Source organism: Vibrio sp. NH-UV-68 (assembly GCF_042940635.1).
Taxonomy (GTDB): domain Bacteria; phylum Pseudomonadota; class Gammaproteobacteria; order Enterobacterales; family Vibrionaceae; genus Vibrio; species Vibrio pacinii.
On record NZ_CP134975.1, the window covers coordinates 252,374 to 269,850 of the forward strand.

A 17,477-nucleotide genomic window follows, 5' to 3' on the forward strand; every position below is an offset into this window, starting at 1 on the left:
CAATAATAGAGTTGTAACATGAAAAAAAGATTTATTGCCGGAGCACGTTGCCCTAAATGTGCAGCACAAGACACCTTACGTTGGTGGATAGAGAATAATATTGAATTAGTTGAGTGTGTTGAGTGTCATCACCAAGACCAACGCACACCGCAAACTGTCGATAAAACCGAACACAGCGGACAAACAATGATCGGGATTTTTAAACCAGATTGATTGTGTTTCTATAAATCATCCCCATAATACCCCGATAGAAAGTTTGCAGACCTTAATCAAGTAGGGTCCTAATTCTCCTTGGAGTTAATATGAAAATTGAAAAGAACGTAGTTGTAAGTCTTGCTTACCAAGTAAAACTTGAAGACGGTGCGGTTGTTGATCAATCGACAGTGGACGCGCCACTTGATTACTTGCACGGCAACGACAACCTAATCACAGGTCTTGAAACCGCACTTGAAGGCAAAGAGGCGGGCGAGAAGTTCTCTGTGACTGTTTCTCCTGAAGAAGCGTACGGTGAGCACAACGATGCTCTAGTACAGCGCGTTCCTGCTGAAGTATTCCAAGGCGTTGAAGAAATCGAAGTTGGCATGCGTTTCCTTGCGGATACTGACCAAGGTCCGATCCCTGTTGAAGTAACAGAAGTAGACGGCGATGAAGTGGTTGTCGATGGTAACCACATGCTAGCAGGCCAAACGTTGACGTTTGATGTTGAAGTGATTGCGCTTCGTGAAGCAACAGCAGAAGAGATCGAACACGGCCATGTGCATCAAGCAGGCGGCTGTGGTCACGATCATGACCATGACCACGAAGGTGGCTGTTGTGGTGGCGAAGGCCACGACCATGGTGAAGAGAAAAAAGAAGGCTGCTGCGGTGGCGGTAGCTGCGGCTCTCACTAATCGCTTAGTGAGTGACTGAAAAAGGCGCTTCCTGCTATGCGAGGGGCGCCTTTTTTGTTATTTATGGGTGACGTTTTCCTATCGAGATAGACACTATGACGCAACCTTTTGCCATCGCAATTCATGGCGGCGCAGGGACAATTTTACGTGAGCAGATGAGCGACGAGCTGAAAGCCGCTATTTTAGATGACTTAGAGCAGTCGGTTCGTCGTGGTCATCAGGTGTTAGAGCAGGGCGGTGATGCGTTAGATGCGGTGGTTGCCGCAGTAAAAGTGCTAGAAGACTCGCCCAATTTTAATGCCGGTAAAGGTTCCGTTTTGACCAACAAAGAGATGGTTGAGATGGATGCCTCTGTGATGCATGGCAAAGTGCTTGATGCCGGTGCGGTTGCTGGCGTACGCCATATTAAGAACCCGATTGAACTGGCCCGTGATGTGATGAACCAAAGTCATCATGTGCTACTGATTGGCGAAGGTGCCGAGGCGTTTGCTTTCGAGCACGGTCATGCATTTACAGAGCAAGACTATTTCTTTACTGACCGACGTTATGAGCAACTGCAATCGATGAAACAAAAGGGGTTGTTTGCGCTCTCTGAATCGAAATACCCCGACGACAAAAAGTTTGGTACTGTCGGTGCGGTAGCTCTTGACCAAGATGGTAACCTTGCTGCGGCGACCAGTACTGGTGGCATTACCAATAAGCAATATGGCCGTGTCGGTGACTCAGCCATTATCGGTGCTGGCACTTATGCCGAAAATGGCAATGTGGCGGTGTCGACCACAGGCATGGGCGAATTCTTTATTCGAAAAACGGTGGCGAGCGATGTGGCTGCGCGGATGCGCTATTTACAGCAAGATGTTCATGTAGCAAGTGAAAGTGTTATCCAGGGTGAGCTTAAAGCAATGGGTGGCGAAGGCGGTTTAATCGCGATTGATAGCCAAGGTGAGGTTCACTTTGCGATGAACAGTTCTGGAATGTATCGCGCTTGTATCGATATTGCTGGCAAGCTAAGCATTAAAATTTACGCCGACGAATAGAATAATCGTAGAAAAATTGCGCTTAAATTATGCTAGGTCAATAATTTAGTCTTGACTGGGGTTGGTGTGTTTAAAAAATGACTGCAAGAAGTGTGATTCAGTGCTAGAATCCATTTTTAATTAGCAATCAGAACTGGAAAGATGGGAAATAACGTAGTCGTTCTAGGCACCCAATGGGGTGACGAAGGTAAAGGTAAAATTGTTGACCTTTTAACTGAAGATGCAAAGTATGTGGTTCGCTACCAAGGCGGTCACAACGCAGGTCACACTCTAGTCATTGACGGTGAAAAAACCGTTCTTCATTTAATTCCATCAGGTATCCTGCGCGATAATATCAAATGTATTATCGGTAACGGTGTTGTACTTTCACCTGAAGCGTTAATGAAAGAAATGAAGCCTCTTGAAGAGCGCGGCATTCCAGTACGTGAGCGTCTTTTCATTTCTGAAGCATGTCCACTGATTCTTCCATACCACATTGCGATGGACCAAGCGCGCGAACTTGCTCGTGGTAGCAAAGCAATTGGTACGACTGGTCGCGGCATCGGTCCTGCTTATGAAGATAAAGTTGCTCGTCGCGGTCTACGCGTTGGTGACTTATTCGATATGGAAGCGTTCGCTGAGAAACTTAAAGAAGTGATGGAATACCATAACTTCCAACTAGTGCACTTCTACAAAACTGAGCCAGTAAGTTACGATGACGTTCTAGAGCAAGCCAAAGGTTATGCTGAACTGTTGACTTCAATGGTTATTGACGTGACCGACGAGCTAGATTCAGCACGTAAGCGTGGCGACAAAATCATGTTTGAAGGCGCACAAGGTACGCTTCTTGACATTGACCACGGTACTTACCCGTATGTAACTTCTTCTAACACTACCGCAGGTGGTGTTGCAGCAGGTTCTGGTTTTGGTCCTCGTCATATCGGTTACATCCTTGGCATTGCCAAAGCTTACTGTACTCGTGTTGGTTCAGGTCCATTCCCGACAGAACTCTACGATGGTCTAGACAAGCAAGACCCAGTAGGTAAGCACTTAGGTACTGTTGGTCATGAGTTTGGTGCGACAACAGGTCGTCTACGCCGTACTGGTTGGTTTGATGCCGTAGCGATGCGTCGTGCAATTCAAATCAACTCGCTTTCTGGTTTCTGTCTGACCAAACTTGACGTTCTCGACGGTCTAGAAGAGCTAAAAATCTGTACTGGTTACAAGATGAAAGATGGCTCAATTCTAGAAGTGTCACCAATGGCTGCTGAAGCCTTTGAAGAAGCGACGCCAATTTACGAAACCATGCCTGGTTGGTCTGAAAACACCTTCGGTGCGACGTCAATTGATGCGCTACCAAAAGCGGCACTTGACTACATCAAGCGTATAGAAGATCTGACGGGTGTACCTGTTGATATCATCTCAACGGGCCCAGATCGTAATGAAACAATCATCAAGGTTCATCCATTCGAATCTTAATCTCTGATTGATTTCAAATAGTTATAAAGCCAGCGCTAAGTCGCTGGTTTTTTTATGACCATTTTTCTTGAAATCTCATGCGGTTACGGCAACAATTTGCCATGTGACGGCAATTTTGATTAAAGAGTTAGCAGCCGTTGCCGATACTAGTATCAAGCTTGCCGCTTTAGTGGCAAATCAGGATGCTGCTCAATATTACTCTCAATAAGGGCTGAGACGTTTAAGCGTTTATTGAGAGTGGTATCGAGGTATCTTTAGTCGAAGTTAAGAGTGCAGAACATGAAGCTAAGACAGTTAGCAGCTTCGATGGTACTGGCGTTGAGTGCCTCAGTGGTACAGGCGAATACCTTGCCTGAAATCGGTGAGCCTGTACCTATCTATACCGAAGCCGAACTAATTAAACTGATTAATGACAATCAACATCTTGAACGCGTAAAAGCGGACAATTGCCAGTTGATCGAAGACATTGTTGCCCGTGCGACACGCATCAGCTTGCCAGCGTATGAGTTTCTTTACGGTGATATGCTTGCTTGGGGCGTGTGTGTCGATCAAGATGTCGAACTCGGGCTCTATTATATGGAGAATGCTGCGCACCAAGGTTTGCCAGCAGCGCTTGAGCAAATTGGTCGTTATTATTCACGCGGAACGTTAGTCCAACAAGACAAAGAACGCGCGATTCCTTATCTGCGCGAAGCCGCCGCAATGGGTAACCTCAATGCTCGCATTCATCTTGCCGAACTTTTGTTGCGTGACTATGGTAGTCCACTTGATTACGAAGACGCCTATCGTTGGCTTTATAATTCGGTGACGGCTGATCAACGCACGCACAAACGAATCAATGTATTACGCCAAGGTTTAGAGCGCCGAATGCCGCAAAACATCATTGCGCGCGCTAAAAAACGCGACACTTTCTGGTAACACCTTTCGCTAACCATACTGCACTCTGGTTAGCGACTCGACTTAATGCCCAACGCGAATGCTGGGCATTTTTGCTTTTCTATTAACACACTTTTCTACCAATAGAATTATGCTAAGTGATGAAAACGATTAAAAATTTCGTTTTTAACTCGACTTACCTGTAGCTTACTCTATGAGTCAGATATACTAGTTTTAACTACCTTCCTTCTACTAATAGGCGTGCCTATGTCAGACAACACCCATAATGACCCATTTGCCGCTCGTGAATCGGAAAATTATGAAAATCCGATCCCGAGCCGAGAATTTATCTTAGAATTTCTAAACCAAGCTGGCGTACCGATGAATCGTAACGATATCTTCGAAGCATTAAAGCTTGAAGGAGAGGAACACTACGAAGGTCTGCGCCGTCGTCTACGCGCCATGGAGCGCGATGGTCAATTAGTCTTTACTCGTCGTCAGTGTTACGCCTTGCCAGAAAAACTAGAGATGGTTAAAGGCTACGTGATTGGTCATAAAGATGGTCATGGCTGGGTTCGTCCAGAAGGAAGTGTCGGCAAAGATAACGATATTGTTTTGCCACACCACCAGATGAAAAACATCATCCACGGTGATTTTGTTTTAGTACAACCGACTGATAATTCTAAGCGCGGCCGTAAGGAAGGTCGACTGGTGCGCGTTTTAGAAGAGCGTCAAACACAAATCGTTGGCCGCTTCTTTATGGAATACGGCTACTCGTATGTTGTGCCAGATGACTCGCGTATTCACCAAGATATTTTGATCCCGAACGATCTCCGCGCCGGTGCGCGTATGGGCAATGTGGTGGTGATTGAAATTACCGACCGTGGTTCACGCTCACGTGGCATGATGGGTAAGGTTATCGAGGTGTTAGGGGAAAACATGGCCCCTGGTATGGAGACGCAGATTGCGATCCGTACTCACCAAATTCCGCATCATTGGCCGGAAGAAGTGACTAAGCAGATTGCCGATTTGGGCGAGGAAGTTCCTGAAGAAGCTAAAGTGGATCGCGTTGATTTGCGCCAATTGCCGTTGGTGACTATTGATGGCGAAGATGCGCGCGACTTTGATGATGCGGTCTACTGTGAAGCGAAAAAAGGCGGCGGCTGGCGCCTTTGGGTCGCGATTGCTGATGTGAGCTACTATGTCCGCCCAGGTACAGCGCTCGATAAAGAAGCCATCAACCGTGGTAACTCGGTTTACTTCCCATCACAGGTTGTACCAATGCTGCCAGAAGTATTGTCGAATGGCCTGTGTTCGTTAAACCCACAAGTTGATCGTCTGTGTATGGTATGTGAAATGACCATCTCAGACAGCGGCAAGCTCTCGGGTTATAAGCACTATGAAGCGGTAATGAATTCGCATGCTCGACTCACTTATAACAAGGTGCATGACATCCTTGAAGGGGATGAAGAACTGCGTAGCCGTTATGAACCTGTGGTACCGCACCTAGAAGAGTTGCACAATATGTACAAGGTGCTGAAAAAAGCACGTGCACATCGTGGTGCAATTGAGTTTGAAACCATCGAAACTAAGTTTATCTTTAATGCTGAGCGTAAAATCGACAGTATTGAACCTGTGATTCGTAACGATGCGCATAAGCTGATTGAAGAATGCATGATCTTAGCCAATATTGCGTCGGCATCTTTGGTCGAGAAAGCCAAAGAGCCAGCACTGTTCCGTATTCATGAATCACCCGGTGAACTGCGTTTACAAGGTTTCCGCGATTTCTTAGGCGAGCTGGGTCTGCACCTCAATGGTGGTTTAGAGCCTTCACCAACTGACTATGCCGACCTCATTAAACAGATTGGTGAGCGTGCAGACAAAGAGCTGATCCAAACCATGCTACTGCGTTCGATGAAACAAGCGGTGTATAATGCAGATAACTGTGGTCACTTTGGTTTGGCACTGAAACGCTACGCCCACTTCACTTCACCGATTCGTCGTTATCCAGACTTGTTGCTTCACCGTGCAATTAAATATTTGATTGCAAAAGAGCAGGGGCGTAACCAAGATCGTTGGACGCCAACCGGAGGTTACCACTACTCATTTGATGATATGGACTTCTACGGCGAGCAATGTTCGATGACTGAGCGCCGTGCTGATGATGCAACACGTGAAGTGTCGGATTGGCTTAAATGTGAATACATGCAAGATCATGTCGGTGAAGAGCTTGATGGTGTGATTGCCAATGTCACCGGTTTTGGTTTCTTTGTTCGTCTAAGTGAACTGCACATTGATGGCTTAGTGCATATCTCTGCGTTAGACAATGATTACTACCAGTTTGATCCGATTGGACAAAGACTGATTGGCGAAAGCTTTGGTGCTATCTATCGTCTTGGCGATGCGGTCAAAGTTAAAGTGCTGTCCGTCAACTTAGATGATCGTCAAATTGACTTTGAATTAGTTGGAACAAGCCGTAAGCTACGCGGCAAAGGCAAAACAGCCAAAAAACGAGCGGTAGAAGCGCAACTCAAAGCCAAGGAAAAAAAGCGTACGGCGAGCAAAGGAGGCAAAGCGGCCTTAAGAGCTACGCCGGAAGTGGAACCGACTAAACGATCGGATAAAGTCGCAGGTCAAGGTGAAGCGAAAAAGCCCAAGGTCAAAAAAGCGCGCAAGAAGAAACCGCACAGTAAGCCAAAAACAAGCAAACGCAGTCCGGACGACGCGTAATTAGCGGTAGCGAACAACCAATAGGTTTTGATTAATGAGTAACGAATTTATCTACGGCATTCACGCTGTGAAAGCGGTATTAGAACGCGAACCTGAACGCTTTATTGAAGCGTTCGTACTTAAAGGTCGTCAAGATGACCGCTTAATGCCGATTTTAAATGATCTGCAAACGTGTGGTGTGTCGATTCAACAGATGACGCGCAAAACTCTCGACGACAAAGCACGTGGTGCTAATCATCAGGGGATCATGGCGCGAGTTAAACCGGCCAAGCAGCTTAACGAAAACGATCTAGACGACATCATTGCCCAACAAGAATCACCACTTTTGTTGGTGTTAGACGGGGTGACAGACCCACACAATCTCGGTGCGTGTTTACGAAATGCTGATGCGGCGGGAGTCGCGGCGGTAATCGTACCCAAAGATAAGTCAGCCAATATTACTGCCACAGTGAGTAAAGTGGCTTGTGGCGCGGCGGAAACCGTTCCATTGGTGCGTGTGACTAATCTGGCTCGTACTATGCGCGCATTGCAAGAGCAGGGGATTTGGTTTGTCGGAACGGCTGGCGAAGCAACGCACGATATCTATCAAGCTAAGCTGACAGGACCGCTGGCGATTGTCATGGGTGCAGAAGGCGATGGTATGCGCCGTCTTACTCGCGAAACCTGTGATGATTTGATTAAGATCCCGATGTCAGGTTCAGTTTCAAGTTTGAATGTTTCTGTGGCATCGGGCGTGTGTTTGTTCGAAGCGGTACGTCAGCGCATGGCGTAATCGAACGCGACTGCACTTTGATAACGTAAAATAAAACGCAGGTTGCTGACTCAATCTGCGTTTTATTTTTTGTAATAGCAGCACAATTTCAAGTATCAATTTAATCAATCGCAACTGACAACTTAAAGTATATCGAGTTCAAGTTGCCAACTTCTTACCGCTTTTTGGCGTTTATCGTTAAAAGTCGCGCCGTTTATTTTTCATCCGCCCCTTGCAAGTAAAACTGTGATCTGTATAATGCAGCGCACTGGTTAAGCCAGTTGTGAACCAATGAGTAACGAGGAGCTGAATTATCTTTTTGATTTTTCAGGTAATGTAAACTCAGCTTATGTTCGCGGTTAATACAATTAGCTACTTATTCTTCGGAATAACTATTCCCAGAGGTGACTCTGCCACATAGGGGTAGTTGATCGAAAATTAACTGACAATGCGTCCTAATCTTGGATGCTACGGTTTCACATAAATCAATCGGCATTCTCTCGTCTTGACGAGTTTGAGTGGCGATATTGTTTGTGTAATATTTAATTTTGGAGCTCTGTCTCATGCAGAACCAACGTATCCGTATCCGCCTAAAAGCTTTCGATTACAAACTAATCGATGCTTCTACCGCGGAAATCGTTGAAACAGCTAAGCGCACTGGCGCACAGGTTCGTGGTCCAATCCCACTACCTACTCGTAAAGAGCGTTTCACAGTTCTTATCTCTCCGCACGTTAACAAGAAAGCACGTGACCAGTACGAAATTCGTACTCACAAGCGTCTAATCGACATCGTTGAGCCAACAGACAAAACTGTTGATGCTCTAATGCGTCTAGACCTTGCTGCGGGCGTTGACGTTCAAATTAGCCTAGGTTAAGGGAGATTAGAAGAATGATTGGTCTAATCGGTCGTAAAGTGGGCATGACCCGCGTATTTACTGAAGAAGGCGTTTCTATCCCAGTAACTGTTGTTGAGGTTGAAGCTAACCGTGTTTCTCAAGTTAAAACACTTGATACAGACGGCTACGCAGCAATCCAGGTAACTACTGGTGCTAAGAAAGCTAACCGCGTAACTAAGCCAGAAGCAGGTCACTTTGCTAAAGCAGGTGTTGAAGCTGGTCGCGGTCTTTGGGAATTCCGTTTGGAAAACGGCGAAGAGTTCGAAGTTGGTGCTGAACTAACAGTAGAACTATTCAACGAAACTAAGAAAGTAGACGTTACTGGTACATCTAAAGGTAAGGGTTTCCAAGGCGCTATCAAGCGTTGGAACTTCAGTACTCAAGATATGACTCACGGTAACTCATTGTCTCACCGTGCTCCGGGTTCAATTGGCCAATGTCAAACTCCAGGTCGCGTATTTAAAGGCAAGAAAATGGCAGGTCACATGGGTGCTGAGCGTGTAACGACTCAAAACCTAGAGATCGTACGTGTTGACGCTGAGCGCAATCTGCTTCTTATTAAAGGTGCAGTACCAGGCTCAACAGGTGGCAACGTGATCGTTAAACCAGCTGTTAAAGCATAACGTCTCAGGAGTAAGTAATGGAACTAATGGTTAAAGGTGCTGATGCACTAACTGTTTCCGAAACTACTTTCGGACGTGAGTTTAACGAAGCTCTTGTACACCAAGTAGTTGTAGCGTTTGCTGCAGGTGCTCGTCAAGGTACTCGTGCTCAGAAAACACGTTCAGAAGTTTCTGGCGGTGGCGCTAAGCCATGGCGTCAAAAAGGTACTGGCCGTGCGCGCGCTGGTACAATCCGTAGCCCAATCTGGCGTACAGGTGGTGTTACTTTTGCTGCGAAACCACAAGATCACAGCCAAAAAGTAAACAAAAAAATGTACCGTGGTGCTATGAAGAGCATTCTGTCTGAGCTAGTTCGTCAAGAGCGTTTAATCGTTGTTGATAACTTCTCAGTAGAAGGACCAAAAACGAAAGAGCTTGTAGCTAAGCTGAAAGAGCTTGAGCTAACTGATGCGCTTATCGTGACTAGTGAAGTAGATGAAAATCTATTCCTAGCAGCTCGTAACCTATACAAAGTTGACGCTCGTGACGTAGCTGGTATTGATCCAGTTTCACTAATCGCGTTCGACAAAATTGTAATGACTGCTGATGCAGTTAAACAAGTTGAGGAGATGCTAGCATGATCACTGAAGAGCGTATCCTAAAAGTTCTACGTGCACCGCACATCTCTGAAAAAGCGACTATGGCCGCTGAGAAAGCGAACACTATCGTTTTCAAAGTAGCTCAAGATGCTACTAAAAAAGAGATCAAAGCAGCTGTAGAAAAGCTATTTGAAGTTGAAGTTAAGTCAGTAAATACCCTTATCACTAAGGGTAAGACCAAACGTCAAGGTCTACGCCAAGGTCGCCGCAGCGACGTTAAGAAAGCGTACGTTACTTTGAAAGAAGGTCAAGATCTTGACTTCGTTGGCGGCGCGGAATAACAGGAGTAGTTGAGAAATGGCTATTGTTAAATGTAAGCCGACTTCCCCTGGTCGTCGTCACGTTGTTAAAGTTGTTAACGCTGACCTACACAAGGGTAAGCCATACGCACCTCTTCTAGAGAAAAACTCTAAGAATGGTGGTCGTAACAACAACGGTCGTATTACAGTACGTCACATCGGCGGTGGTCATAAGCACCACTACCGTGTCATTGACTTCAAACGTACTAAAGACGGTGTTCCAGCGAAAGTTGAGCGTCTAGAATACGATCCAAACCGTAGTGCTAACATCGCTCTAGTTCTGTACGCAGACGGTGAGCGTCGTTACATCCTAGCACCTAAAGGTGTTAACGCGGGTGATGCTATCCAGTCAGGTGCTGATGCACCGATTAAAGCTGGTAACGCACTTCCAATGCGTAACATCCCAGTAGGTTCAACTGTACATAACGTTGAACTTAAGCCTGGTAAAGGTGGTCAGCTAGCTCGTTCGGCTGGTGCGTATGCTCAAATCGTTGCTCGCGACGGTTCATACGTAACTATCCGTCTACGTTCTGGTGAAATGCGCAAAGTTCTATCTGAAGGTCGTGCAACAATCGGCGAAGTTGGTAACTCTGAGCACATGCTACGTGAACTTGGTAAAGCTGGCGCAAACCGCTGGCGTGGTGTTCGTCCTACCGTTCGCGGTGTGGTAATGAACCCAGTAGATCACCCACACGGTGGTGGTGAAGGCCGCACTTCTGGTGGTCGTCACCCAGTATCACCTTGGGGTCAGCCTACTAAAGGCTTCAAGACTCGTAAGAACAAACGCACCGACAAGTACATCGTACGTCGTCGTAATAAGTAATCTATATAAAGAGGAATCGCCATGCCACGTTCTCTCAAGAAAGGTCCATTTATTGACCTACACTTGCTGAAGAAGGTAGAGAAAGCGGTGGAAAGCGGAGACAAAAAGCCTATTAAGACTTGGTCCCGTCGTTCAATGATCATCCCTACGATGATCGGTTTGACCATCGCTGTCCATAATGGTCGTCAGCACGTACCAGTTTTTGTAACCGAAGAAATGATCGGCCACAAACTGGGCGAATTCGCACCAACACGTACTTACCGCGGCCATGTCGTGGATAAGAAAGCTAAGAAGCGTTAGGGAGTAGATGATGGAAGCACTAGCTAAACATAACTTTGCTCGCATTTCGCCTCAGAAAGCTCGCTTAGTTGCGGACCAAATTCGTGGAAAATCTGTAGACCAAGCTCTAGAAATCCTGACATTCAGCAACAAAAAAGCTGCTGACCTGATCAAGAAAGTTCTAGAGTCTGCTATCGCTAACGCGGAGCACAATGAAGGTGCAGATATTGACGATCTAAATGTCGCAAAAATCTTCGTAGATGAAGGCCCTATCATGAAGCGTATTATGCCTCGTGCTAAAGGTCGTGCGGATCGTATCTTGAAGCGTTCAAGCCACATCACTGTTGTTGTAGCAGACGCTTGAGACTAGGAGAGTAAGCAATGGGTCAAAAAGTACATCCTAATGGTATTCGTCTAGGCATCGTTAAGCCTTGGAATGCTACATGGTTTGCTAACACCAAAGATTTCGCTGACAACCTAGACGGCGACTTCAAGGTACGTCAGTTCCTTACAAGCGAACTGAAAAAAGCATCTCTTTCACGTATCATTATCGAGCGTCCTGCTAAGAGCATCCGTGTGACTATTCACACTGCTCGCCCAGGTGTTGTTATCGGTAAGAAAGGTGAAGACGTAGAGAAACTACGCGCAGCTGTAGCTAAAATTGCAGGTGTACCAGCACAGATCAACATCGCTGAAGTACGCAAGCCAGAGCTAGATGCTCAGCTTGTTGGCGACAGCATCGCGTCTCAACTAGAACGTCGTGTGATGTTCCGTCGTGCTATGAAGCGCGCGGTACAAAACGCAATGCGTCTAGGTGCTAAGGGTATCAAAGTACAAGTAAGTGGTCGTTTAGGCGGCGCTGAAATTGCACGTGCTGAGTGGTATCGTGAAGGCCGTGTGCCTCTACACACTCTACGTGCTGACATTGATTACGCAACTTCTTCGGCTCACACCCAATACGGTGTAATCGGCATTAAAGTTTGGATCTTCAAAGGTGAGATTCTAGGCGGCATGCCAGCAGCTAACGCTGTAGAGCCTAAAGGCGACAAGCCTAAGAAGCAGCGCAAAGGCCGTAAGTAAGGAGTCGACAGATGCTACAACCTAAACGTACTAAGTTCCGTAAGGTTATGACTGGTCGTAACCGTGGTCTAGCTAAAGGTACTGATGTAAGCTTCGGCGAATTCGGTCTTAAAGCTATTGGCCGTGGTCGTCTGACTGCTCGTCAAATCGAAGCGGCACGTCGTGCAATGACACGCCACGTTAAGCGTCAAGGTAAAATCTGGATCCGTGTGTTCCCAGATAAGCCTATCACAGAAAAACCACTTGAAGTTCGTCAGGGTAAGGGTAAAGGTAACGTTGAGTACTGGGTAGCCCAAATCCAACCTGGAAAGGTGATGTACGAAATGGGTGGTGTACCTGAAGAATTGGCGCGTGAAGCGTTCCGCCTTGCGGCTCGTAAACTGCCATTCAAAACTACATTTGTAACTAAGCAGGTGATGTGATGAAAGCACAAGATCTACGCGAGAAGAGCGTTGAAGAGCTTAACTCTGAGCTATTGAATTTGTTGCGTGAACAGTTCAACTTGCGTATGCAAGCTGCGACTGGTCAACTACAGCAAACTCATACTCTGAAAGCTGTACGCCGTGATATCGCACGTGTGAAAACTGTTTTGACTGAAAAGGCAGGCGCATAATGAGCGAAGTAAAACGTACTCAACAAGGTCGTGTTATTAGCGACAAGATGGATAAGTCTATCACTGTTGCTATCGAGCGTTTCGTAAAACACCCAATTTACGGTAAGTTCGTAAAACGCACGACTAAAGTACACGCACACGATGAGAACAACGAATGTGGCCTAGGCGACAAAGTTGAAATCGCAGAGTGTCGTCCACTGTCTAAGACTAAGTCTTGGACTTTGGTAAAAGTTTTAGAAAAAGCGAAGATGTAATCTTCTCTATTCTATAGCTAGAACGGCTCCAAAAAATATTTTTGGGGCCGTTTATTTTTTGACTACCCAATCATAAAAAAGGGTGGTACAATTCGCGTCCCTTTTAAAGAGGCAGCCCGACCCGTGAGGGTCTAGTTTTTTTATATATTAGCGGAGCACTAACATGATCCAAATGCAAAGTATGCTGGACGCAGCTGATAACTCAGGCGCTCGCAGCGTAATGTGTATTAAGGTTCTGGGTGGCTCTCACCGCCGTTATGCACATATCGGTGACGTCATTAAAGTTACTGTTAAGGAAGCAATTCCTCGCGGTAAAGTTAAAAAAGGTGACGTTCTGAAGGCGGTGGTAGTTCGCACCCGTAAAGGCGTACGTCGTCCAGACGGTTCTGTCATTCGCTTCGACCGTAATGCTTGCGTATTGTTGAATGACAATACTGAGCAACCAATCGGTACACGTATCTTTGGTCCTGTGACTCGCGAACTTCGTGGCGATAAGTTCATGAAGATCGTTTCACTGGCTCCAGAAGTTCTGTAAGGAGCACGTAAGATGGCAGCTAAAATCCGTCGTAATGACGAAGTAATCGTTCTTGCTGGTAAAGATAAAGGCAAGAAAGGTAAAGTAACTAAGGTTCTAGCAACCGGTAAAGTTATCGTTGAAGGTATTAACCTTGTTAAGAAACATCAAAAACCTGTTCCAGCTCTAGGTATCCAAGGCGGTATCGTTGAGCAGGAAGCAGCAATTGACGTTTCTAACATTGCTATTTTCAACGCAGCTACTGGTAAAGCTGACCGTATCGGTTTCCGTTTCGAAGATGGTAAGAAAGTTCGTTTCTTTAAGTCTAACGACGAAATCGTTTCTAACTAATAGAAGTAATTTGGAGTTCTACTATGGCGAAACTGCATGATTACTACAAGTCGTCTGTAGTCGCTGAACTTGCCAAAGAGTTCGGCTACACAAGCGTCATGCAAGTCCCTAGAATCGAGAAAATCACCCTAAACATGGGTGTTGGTGAAGCAATCAACGACAAGAAACTGCTAGAAAACGCAGCAAGTGATATGGCAACGATCTCAGGTCAAAAGCCACTTATCACTAAAGCGCGTAAATCTGTTGCAGGTTTCAAAATCCGCGAAGGCTACCCTATCGGTTGTAAAGTAACCTTGCGTGGCGAACGTATGTGGGATTTTCTTGAGCGTTTAATTAATATCGCTCTTCCACGAGTACGTGACTTCCGTGGCGTTAGCGCTAAGTCTTTTGACGGTCGCGGTAACTACAGCATGGGCGTTCGCGAGCAAATCATCTTCCCGGAAATCGACTTTGATAAAGTTGATAAAGTACGCGGTCTAGACATCACTATTACGACGTCTGCTGGTACTGATGAGGAAGGCCGAGCTCTGCTGGCTGCCTTTAACTTCCCATTCCGTAAGTAAGGTGAAGGGTTACTGTTATGGCTAAAAATTCAATGAAAGCGCGCGAAGTAAAACGCGCGAAACTTGTAGCTAAGTTCGCTGAAAAGCGTGCTGCGCTTAAAGTTATCATTAGCGATGTAAACGCATCTGAAGAAGATCGTTGGAATGCAGTGCTTAAATTGCAATCTCTTCCACGTGATTCAAGTGCATCACGTCAGCGCAACCGTTGCAACCAAACTGGTCGTCCACACGGTTACCTACGTAAGTTCGGTCTAAGCCGTATTAAAGTTCGTGAAGCTTGCATGAAAGGCGAGATTCCTGGACTTCGTAAGGCTAGCTGGTAATTGCCACTTAATCATTTGGAGTAAATCATATGAGCATGCAAGATCCGATTTCGGATATGCTGACCCGCATTCGTAACGGTCAAGCAGCAGACAAAGTCTCTGTTAAAATGCCTTCTTCAAAGCTTAAAGTTGCAATTGCTGCACTACTAAAAGCTGAAGGTTACATCGTTGACTTCGCTGTTGAAGGCGAAGCAAAACCTGAGCTAGAAGTTACTCTTAAGTACTTCCAAGCTAAACCGGTAATTGAGCAAATCAAACGTGTTTCTCGTCCAGGTCTACGTGTTTACAAGAAGAAAGATCAACTTCCTTCTGTAATGGGTGGTCTTGGTGTTGCCGTCGTTTCAACTTCCAAGGGTCTGATGTCAGACCGAGCTGCACGCAAAGCAGGTCTTGGCGGTGAAATCATCTGTTACGTAGCTTAATAAGGAGTAGACTATGTCTCGTGTTGCTAAAGCACCTGTCGCTATTCCAGCTGGCGTAGAGGTGAAACTAAACGGCCAAGAAGTTACTGTAAAAGGTGCTAAAGGCGAACTATCTCGCGTTCTTAACGACGCAGTAGTTGTTGCTCAGGAAGAAAACAATCTTACTTTCGGTCCACGCGAAGGTGTTGCTAACGCATGGGCACAAGCAGGTACTGCTCGCGCTCTAGTTAATAACATGGTTGTTGGCGTTACTGAAGGCTTTACTAAGAAGCTAACCCTTAAGGGTGTTGGTTACCGTGCTGCTATCAAAGGCAACGCTGTAGGCCTAACTTTAGGCTTCTCACACCCAGTTGAGCACGAGTTGCCAGCGGGTATTAAAGCTGAATGTCCAAGCCAAACTGAAATCGTGATCACTGGTTGTGACAAACAACTTGTTGGTCAGGTTGCGGCTGACATTCGTTCTTACCGTGAGCCTGAGCCTTATAAAGGTAAAGGTGTTCGTTACGCAGATGAAAATGTGCGTACTAAAGAAGCTAAGAAGAAGTAAGGTAACACTATGGATAAGAAAGCATCTCGCATCCGTCGTGCTACACGCGCACGTCGTAAGATTGCAGAACTGGGTGCAACTCGCCTAGTAGTACACCGTACTCCTCGTCACGTGTACGCTCAGGTTATTGCAGCTAATGGCTCTGAGGTTATCGCAGCAGCTTCTACTGTAGAAAAAGCGATCCGTGAGCAAGTTAAGAACACTGGTAACATCGATGCAGCTAAAGCAGTGGGTAAAGCCGTTGCTGGGCGCGCTCTTGAAAAAGGCGTAGAAGCAGTTGCATTTGATCGTTCTGGTTTCCAATACCACGGTCGAGTGGCGGCGCTAGCAGAATCTGCTCGCGAAGCTGGTCTGAAATTCTAAGGTAGGGTTGGAAGATGGCTAAAGAACAACAAGTTCAAGCGAATGATTTGCAAGAAAAGCTAATCGCCGTTAACCGCGTTTCTAAAACGGTTAAAGGTGGTCGAATCATGAGCTTCACTGCACTAACAGTAGTTGGTGACGGTAATGGTCGTGTAGGTTTCGGTTACGGCAAAGCTCGTGAAGTACCTGCAGCGATCCAAAAAGCAATGGAAAAAGCACGTCGTAACATGACTACGATCGCGCTTAACGAAGGTACCCTTCACCACCCAGTGAAAGGTCGCCATTCGGGCTCTAAAGTTTACATGCAGCCTGCTGCTGAAGGTACTGGTGTTATCGCAGGTGGTGCGATGCGTGCAGTACTAGAAGTTGCTGGTGTACACAACGTACTATCTAAAGCATACGGTTCTACGAACCCTATCAACATCGTTCGTGCTACGATCGATGCTCTAGGTAGCATGAAGTCACCTGACATGGTTGCTGCTAAACGTGGTCTAACTGTTGAATCTATTTCGGAGTAAGAACACCATGGCAACTATTAAAGTAACTCAGACTAAAAGCTCAATTGGTCGCCTACCTAAGCACAAAGCTACTTTGCGCGGTTTAGGCCTTCGTAAAATCAATCATACAGTAGAACTTGAAGATACTCCGTGTGTACGCGGCATGATCAACAAGGTTTACTACATGGTTAAAGTTGAGGAGTAATCAGAATGCGTTTGAATACTCTATCACCAGCAGCTGGTGCTAAAACTACCGCTAAGCGTGTAGGTCGTGGTATCGGCTCTGGCCTAGGTAAAACTGGTGGCCGCGGTCACAAAGGTCAAAAGTCACGTTCTGGCGGTTCTGTCCGTCCAGGTTTTGAAGGCGGTCAGATGCCTCTAAAACAACGTCTACCTAAATTCGGTTTCACTTCTCGTAAGAGCCTAGTGTCTGCTGAAGTTCGTCTAGCTGAGCTAGCGAAAGTAACAGGTGACGTTGTAGATCTAAACAGCCTTAAAGCTGCGAACGTTATCACTAAGAACATTGAATTTGCAAAAGTTGTTCTATCTGGTGAAATTAACAAAGCAGTGACTGTTAAAGGTCTACGTGTGACTAAAGGCGCTAAAGCTGCAATCGAAGCTGCAGGCGGCAAAATCGAGGAATAATCTCG

General features: G+C 46.2%; 28 protein-coding genes. All 28 read left to right on the forward strand.

Features of this window, described 5'->3' with window-relative positions; translation table 11 throughout:
* Positions 1–18 precede the first annotated feature (18 nt).
* The 28 genes from ViNHUV68_RS01135 to rplO all read left to right on the forward strand — a co-directional run bounded on the left by ViNHUV68_RS01135 (position 19) and on the right by rplO (position 17,472).
* Positions 19–213, forward strand: a complete 195-nt coding sequence (locus ViNHUV68_RS01135) for a YheV family putative zinc ribbon protein (protein ID WP_038175155.1) — start codon at positions 19–21, stop codon at positions 211–213.
* An 89-nt stretch (positions 214–302) separates the two neighbouring features.
* Entirely contained in the window at positions 303–890 is a 588-nt protein-coding gene (slyD, locus tag ViNHUV68_RS01140; protein WP_038175157.1) for a peptidylprolyl isomerase, read from the forward strand.
* Between the two features lie 95 nt (positions 891–985).
* Positions 986–1,927: an isoaspartyl peptidase/L-asparaginase family protein gene (locus tag ViNHUV68_RS01145; protein ID WP_038175159.1), complete on the forward strand. Its 942-nt coding sequence runs from the start codon at positions 986–988 to the stop codon at positions 1,925–1,927.
* A gap of 141 nt (positions 1,928–2,068) precedes the next feature.
* Entirely contained in the window at positions 2,069–3,385 is a 1,317-nt protein-coding gene (locus ViNHUV68_RS01150; protein WP_038175160.1) for an adenylosuccinate synthase, read from the forward strand.
* Between the two features lie 279 nt (positions 3,386–3,664).
* A complete protein-coding gene (gene motX / locus ViNHUV68_RS01155) occupies positions 3,665–4,303 on the forward strand; it encodes a flagellar protein MotX (protein WP_038175162.1) in 639 nt (212 codons plus the stop codon).
* Positions 4,304–4,528: 225 nt separating this feature from the next.
* Positions 4,529–6,991 (forward strand): ribonuclease R, encoded by a 2,463-nt coding sequence (gene rnr, locus ViNHUV68_RS01160; RefSeq protein WP_391088962.1) that lies wholly within the window; start codon positions 4,529–4,531, stop codon positions 6,989–6,991.
* Between the two features lie 34 nt (positions 6,992–7,025).
* A complete protein-coding gene (rlmB, locus tag ViNHUV68_RS01165) occupies positions 7,026–7,763 on the forward strand; it encodes a 23S rRNA (guanosine(2251)-2'-O)-methyltransferase RlmB (protein WP_038175165.1) in 738 nt (245 codons plus the stop codon).
* Between the two features lie 542 nt (positions 7,764–8,305).
* Positions 8,306–8,617, forward strand: coding sequence for a 30S ribosomal protein S10 (rpsJ, locus tag ViNHUV68_RS01170; RefSeq protein ID WP_004410492.1), 312 nt, complete (start codon positions 8,306–8,308; stop codon positions 8,615–8,617).
* Between the two features lie 14 nt (positions 8,618–8,631).
* Entirely contained in the window at positions 8,632–9,261 is a 630-nt protein-coding gene (rplC, locus tag ViNHUV68_RS01175) for a 50S ribosomal protein L3 (RefSeq protein ID WP_038175166.1), read from the forward strand.
* Positions 9,262–9,278: 17 nt separating this feature from the next.
* Positions 9,279–9,881 carry a 50S ribosomal protein L4 gene (gene rplD, locus ViNHUV68_RS01180; RefSeq protein ID WP_038175167.1) on the forward strand — a complete coding sequence of 201 codons (603 nt, stop codon included), beginning with the start codon at positions 9,279–9,281 and terminating at the stop codon, positions 9,879–9,881.
* The gene (gene rplW, locus ViNHUV68_RS01185) at positions 9,878–10,180 is read left to right on the forward strand and encodes a 50S ribosomal protein L23 (protein ID WP_038175168.1); all 303 of its coding nucleotides are present in this window, start codon (positions 9,878–9,880) and stop codon (positions 10,178–10,180) included. The genes rplD and rplW overlap by 4 nt, the downstream gene beginning before the upstream one ends.
* A 16-nt stretch (positions 10,181–10,196) precedes the next feature.
* Positions 10,197–11,021, forward strand: coding sequence for a 50S ribosomal protein L2 (rplB, locus tag ViNHUV68_RS01190; protein WP_038175170.1), 825 nt, complete (start codon positions 10,197–10,199; stop codon positions 11,019–11,021).
* Positions 11,022–11,042: 21 nt separating this feature from the next.
* Positions 11,043–11,321: a 30S ribosomal protein S19 gene (gene rpsS / locus ViNHUV68_RS01195; protein ID WP_004745876.1), complete on the forward strand. Its 279-nt coding sequence runs from the start codon at positions 11,043–11,045 to the stop codon at positions 11,319–11,321.
* 10 nt (positions 11,322–11,331) lie between these two features.
* Positions 11,332–11,664, forward strand: a complete 333-nt coding sequence (gene rplV / locus ViNHUV68_RS01200; RefSeq protein WP_038175171.1) for a 50S ribosomal protein L22 — start codon at positions 11,332–11,334, stop codon at positions 11,662–11,664.
* Positions 11,665–11,681: 17 nt separating this feature from the next.
* Positions 11,682–12,380, forward strand: coding sequence for a 30S ribosomal protein S3 (gene rpsC / locus ViNHUV68_RS01205; protein WP_038175172.1), 699 nt, complete (start codon positions 11,682–11,684; stop codon positions 12,378–12,380).
* A gap of 11 nt (positions 12,381–12,391) precedes the next feature.
* Entirely contained in the window at positions 12,392–12,802 is a 411-nt protein-coding gene (rplP, locus tag ViNHUV68_RS01210; protein ID WP_038175174.1) for a 50S ribosomal protein L16, read from the forward strand.
* Positions 12,802–12,993, forward strand: coding sequence for a 50S ribosomal protein L29 (rpmC, locus tag ViNHUV68_RS01215; protein WP_011078825.1), 192 nt, complete (start codon positions 12,802–12,804; stop codon positions 12,991–12,993). The genes rplP and rpmC overlap by 1 nt, the downstream gene beginning before the upstream one ends.
* Positions 12,993–13,247 carry a 30S ribosomal protein S17 gene (gene rpsQ / locus ViNHUV68_RS01220; protein ID WP_038175176.1) on the forward strand — a complete coding sequence of 85 codons (255 nt, stop codon included), beginning with the start codon at positions 12,993–12,995 and terminating at the stop codon, positions 13,245–13,247. The genes rpmC and rpsQ overlap by 1 nt, the downstream gene beginning before the upstream one ends.
* A gap of 163 nt (positions 13,248–13,410) precedes the next feature.
* Entirely contained in the window at positions 13,411–13,782 is a 372-nt protein-coding gene (gene rplN / locus ViNHUV68_RS01225; RefSeq protein WP_004410450.1) for a 50S ribosomal protein L14, read from the forward strand.
* Positions 13,783–13,794: 12 nt separating this feature from the next.
* Positions 13,795–14,112: a 50S ribosomal protein L24 gene (rplX, locus tag ViNHUV68_RS01230; protein WP_038175177.1), complete on the forward strand. Its 318-nt coding sequence runs from the start codon at positions 13,795–13,797 to the stop codon at positions 14,110–14,112.
* 23 nt (positions 14,113–14,135) lie between these two features.
* Positions 14,136–14,675, forward strand: coding sequence for a 50S ribosomal protein L5 (rplE, locus tag ViNHUV68_RS01235; RefSeq protein ID WP_038175178.1), 540 nt, complete (start codon positions 14,136–14,138; stop codon positions 14,673–14,675).
* Between the two features lie 17 nt (positions 14,676–14,692).
* Positions 14,693–14,998 (forward strand): 30S ribosomal protein S14, encoded by a 306-nt coding sequence (rpsN, locus tag ViNHUV68_RS01240; protein WP_038175180.1) that lies wholly within the window; start codon positions 14,693–14,695, stop codon positions 14,996–14,998.
* Between the two features lie 29 nt (positions 14,999–15,027).
* On the forward strand, positions 15,028–15,420 hold the full coding sequence (gene rpsH, locus ViNHUV68_RS01245; protein WP_038175182.1) for a 30S ribosomal protein S8: 393 nt from the start codon (positions 15,028–15,030) through the stop codon (positions 15,418–15,420).
* 13 nt (positions 15,421–15,433) lie between these two features.
* Positions 15,434–15,967, forward strand: coding sequence for a 50S ribosomal protein L6 (gene rplF, locus ViNHUV68_RS01250; RefSeq protein WP_038175184.1), 534 nt, complete (start codon positions 15,434–15,436; stop codon positions 15,965–15,967).
* Between the two features lie 9 nt (positions 15,968–15,976).
* The gene (gene rplR, locus ViNHUV68_RS01255; protein WP_391088968.1) at positions 15,977–16,330 is read left to right on the forward strand and encodes a 50S ribosomal protein L18; all 354 of its coding nucleotides are present in this window, start codon (positions 15,977–15,979) and stop codon (positions 16,328–16,330) included.
* Positions 16,331–16,344: 14 nt separating this feature from the next.
* Entirely contained in the window at positions 16,345–16,848 is a 504-nt protein-coding gene (rpsE, locus tag ViNHUV68_RS01260) for a 30S ribosomal protein S5 (protein ID WP_038175186.1), read from the forward strand.
* 7 nt (positions 16,849–16,855) lie between these two features.
* Positions 16,856–17,032, forward strand: a complete 177-nt coding sequence (rpmD, locus tag ViNHUV68_RS01265; protein ID WP_000201159.1) for a 50S ribosomal protein L30 — start codon at positions 16,856–16,858, stop codon at positions 17,030–17,032.
* A gap of 5 nt (positions 17,033–17,037) precedes the next feature.
* Entirely contained in the window at positions 17,038–17,472 is a 435-nt protein-coding gene (gene rplO, locus ViNHUV68_RS01270) for a 50S ribosomal protein L15 (RefSeq protein ID WP_038175188.1), read from the forward strand.
* Positions 17,473–17,477: the final 5 nt, after the last annotated feature.

Excerpts from the sequence above, each read along its gene's own strand:
- ViNHUV68_RS01135 (WP_038175155.1), top strand. The coding sequence starts at position 19 with ATGAAAAAAAGATTTATTGCCGGAGCACGTTGCCCTAAATGTGCAGCA.
- slyD (WP_038175157.1), top strand. The coding sequence starts at position 303 with ATGAAAATTGAAAAGAACGTAGTTGTAAGTCTTGCTTACCAAGTAAAA.
- ViNHUV68_RS01145 (WP_038175159.1), top strand. The coding sequence starts at position 986 with ATGACGCAACCTTTTGCCATCGCAATTCATGGCGGCGCAGGGACAATT.
- ViNHUV68_RS01150 (WP_038175160.1), top strand. The coding sequence starts at position 2,069 with ATGGGAAATAACGTAGTCGTTCTAGGCACCCAATGGGGTGACGAAGGT.
- motX (WP_038175162.1), top strand. The coding sequence starts at position 3,665 with ATGAAGCTAAGACAGTTAGCAGCTTCGATGGTACTGGCGTTGAGTGCC.
- rnr (WP_391088962.1), top strand. The coding sequence starts at position 4,529 with ATGTCAGACAACACCCATAATGACCCATTTGCCGCTCGTGAATCGGAA.
- rlmB (WP_038175165.1), top strand. The coding sequence starts at position 7,026 with ATGAGTAACGAATTTATCTACGGCATTCACGCTGTGAAAGCGGTATTA.
- rpsJ (WP_004410492.1), top strand. The coding sequence starts at position 8,306 with ATGCAGAACCAACGTATCCGTATCCGCCTAAAAGCTTTCGATTACAAA.
- rplC (WP_038175166.1), top strand. The coding sequence starts at position 8,632 with ATGATTGGTCTAATCGGTCGTAAAGTGGGCATGACCCGCGTATTTACT.
- rplD (WP_038175167.1), top strand. The coding sequence starts at position 9,279 with ATGGAACTAATGGTTAAAGGTGCTGATGCACTAACTGTTTCCGAAACT.
- rplW (WP_038175168.1), top strand. The coding sequence starts at position 9,878 with ATGATCACTGAAGAGCGTATCCTAAAAGTTCTACGTGCACCGCACATC.
- rplB (WP_038175170.1), top strand. The coding sequence starts at position 10,197 with ATGGCTATTGTTAAATGTAAGCCGACTTCCCCTGGTCGTCGTCACGTT.
- rpsS (WP_004745876.1), top strand. The coding sequence starts at position 11,043 with ATGCCACGTTCTCTCAAGAAAGGTCCATTTATTGACCTACACTTGCTG.
- rplV (WP_038175171.1), top strand. The coding sequence starts at position 11,332 with ATGGAAGCACTAGCTAAACATAACTTTGCTCGCATTTCGCCTCAGAAA.
- rpsC (WP_038175172.1), top strand. The coding sequence starts at position 11,682 with ATGGGTCAAAAAGTACATCCTAATGGTATTCGTCTAGGCATCGTTAAG.
- rplP (WP_038175174.1), top strand. The coding sequence starts at position 12,392 with ATGCTACAACCTAAACGTACTAAGTTCCGTAAGGTTATGACTGGTCGT.
- rpmC (WP_011078825.1), top strand. The coding sequence starts at position 12,802 with ATGAAAGCACAAGATCTACGCGAGAAGAGCGTTGAAGAGCTTAACTCT.
- rpsQ (WP_038175176.1), top strand. The coding sequence starts at position 12,993 with ATGAGCGAAGTAAAACGTACTCAACAAGGTCGTGTTATTAGCGACAAG.
- rplN (WP_004410450.1), top strand. The coding sequence starts at position 13,411 with ATGATCCAAATGCAAAGTATGCTGGACGCAGCTGATAACTCAGGCGCT.
- rplX (WP_038175177.1), top strand. The coding sequence starts at position 13,795 with ATGGCAGCTAAAATCCGTCGTAATGACGAAGTAATCGTTCTTGCTGGT.
- rplE (WP_038175178.1), top strand. The coding sequence starts at position 14,136 with ATGGCGAAACTGCATGATTACTACAAGTCGTCTGTAGTCGCTGAACTT.
- rpsN (WP_038175180.1), top strand. The coding sequence starts at position 14,693 with ATGGCTAAAAATTCAATGAAAGCGCGCGAAGTAAAACGCGCGAAACTT.
- rpsH (WP_038175182.1), top strand. The coding sequence starts at position 15,028 with ATGAGCATGCAAGATCCGATTTCGGATATGCTGACCCGCATTCGTAAC.
- rplF (WP_038175184.1), top strand. The coding sequence starts at position 15,434 with ATGTCTCGTGTTGCTAAAGCACCTGTCGCTATTCCAGCTGGCGTAGAG.
- rplR (WP_391088968.1), top strand. The coding sequence starts at position 15,977 with ATGGATAAGAAAGCATCTCGCATCCGTCGTGCTACACGCGCACGTCGT.
- rpsE (WP_038175186.1), top strand. The coding sequence starts at position 16,345 with ATGGCTAAAGAACAACAAGTTCAAGCGAATGATTTGCAAGAAAAGCTA.
- rpmD (WP_000201159.1), top strand. The coding sequence starts at position 16,856 with ATGGCAACTATTAAAGTAACTCAGACTAAAAGCTCAATTGGTCGCCTA.
- rplO (WP_038175188.1), top strand. The coding sequence starts at position 17,038 with ATGCGTTTGAATACTCTATCACCAGCAGCTGGTGCTAAAACTACCGCT.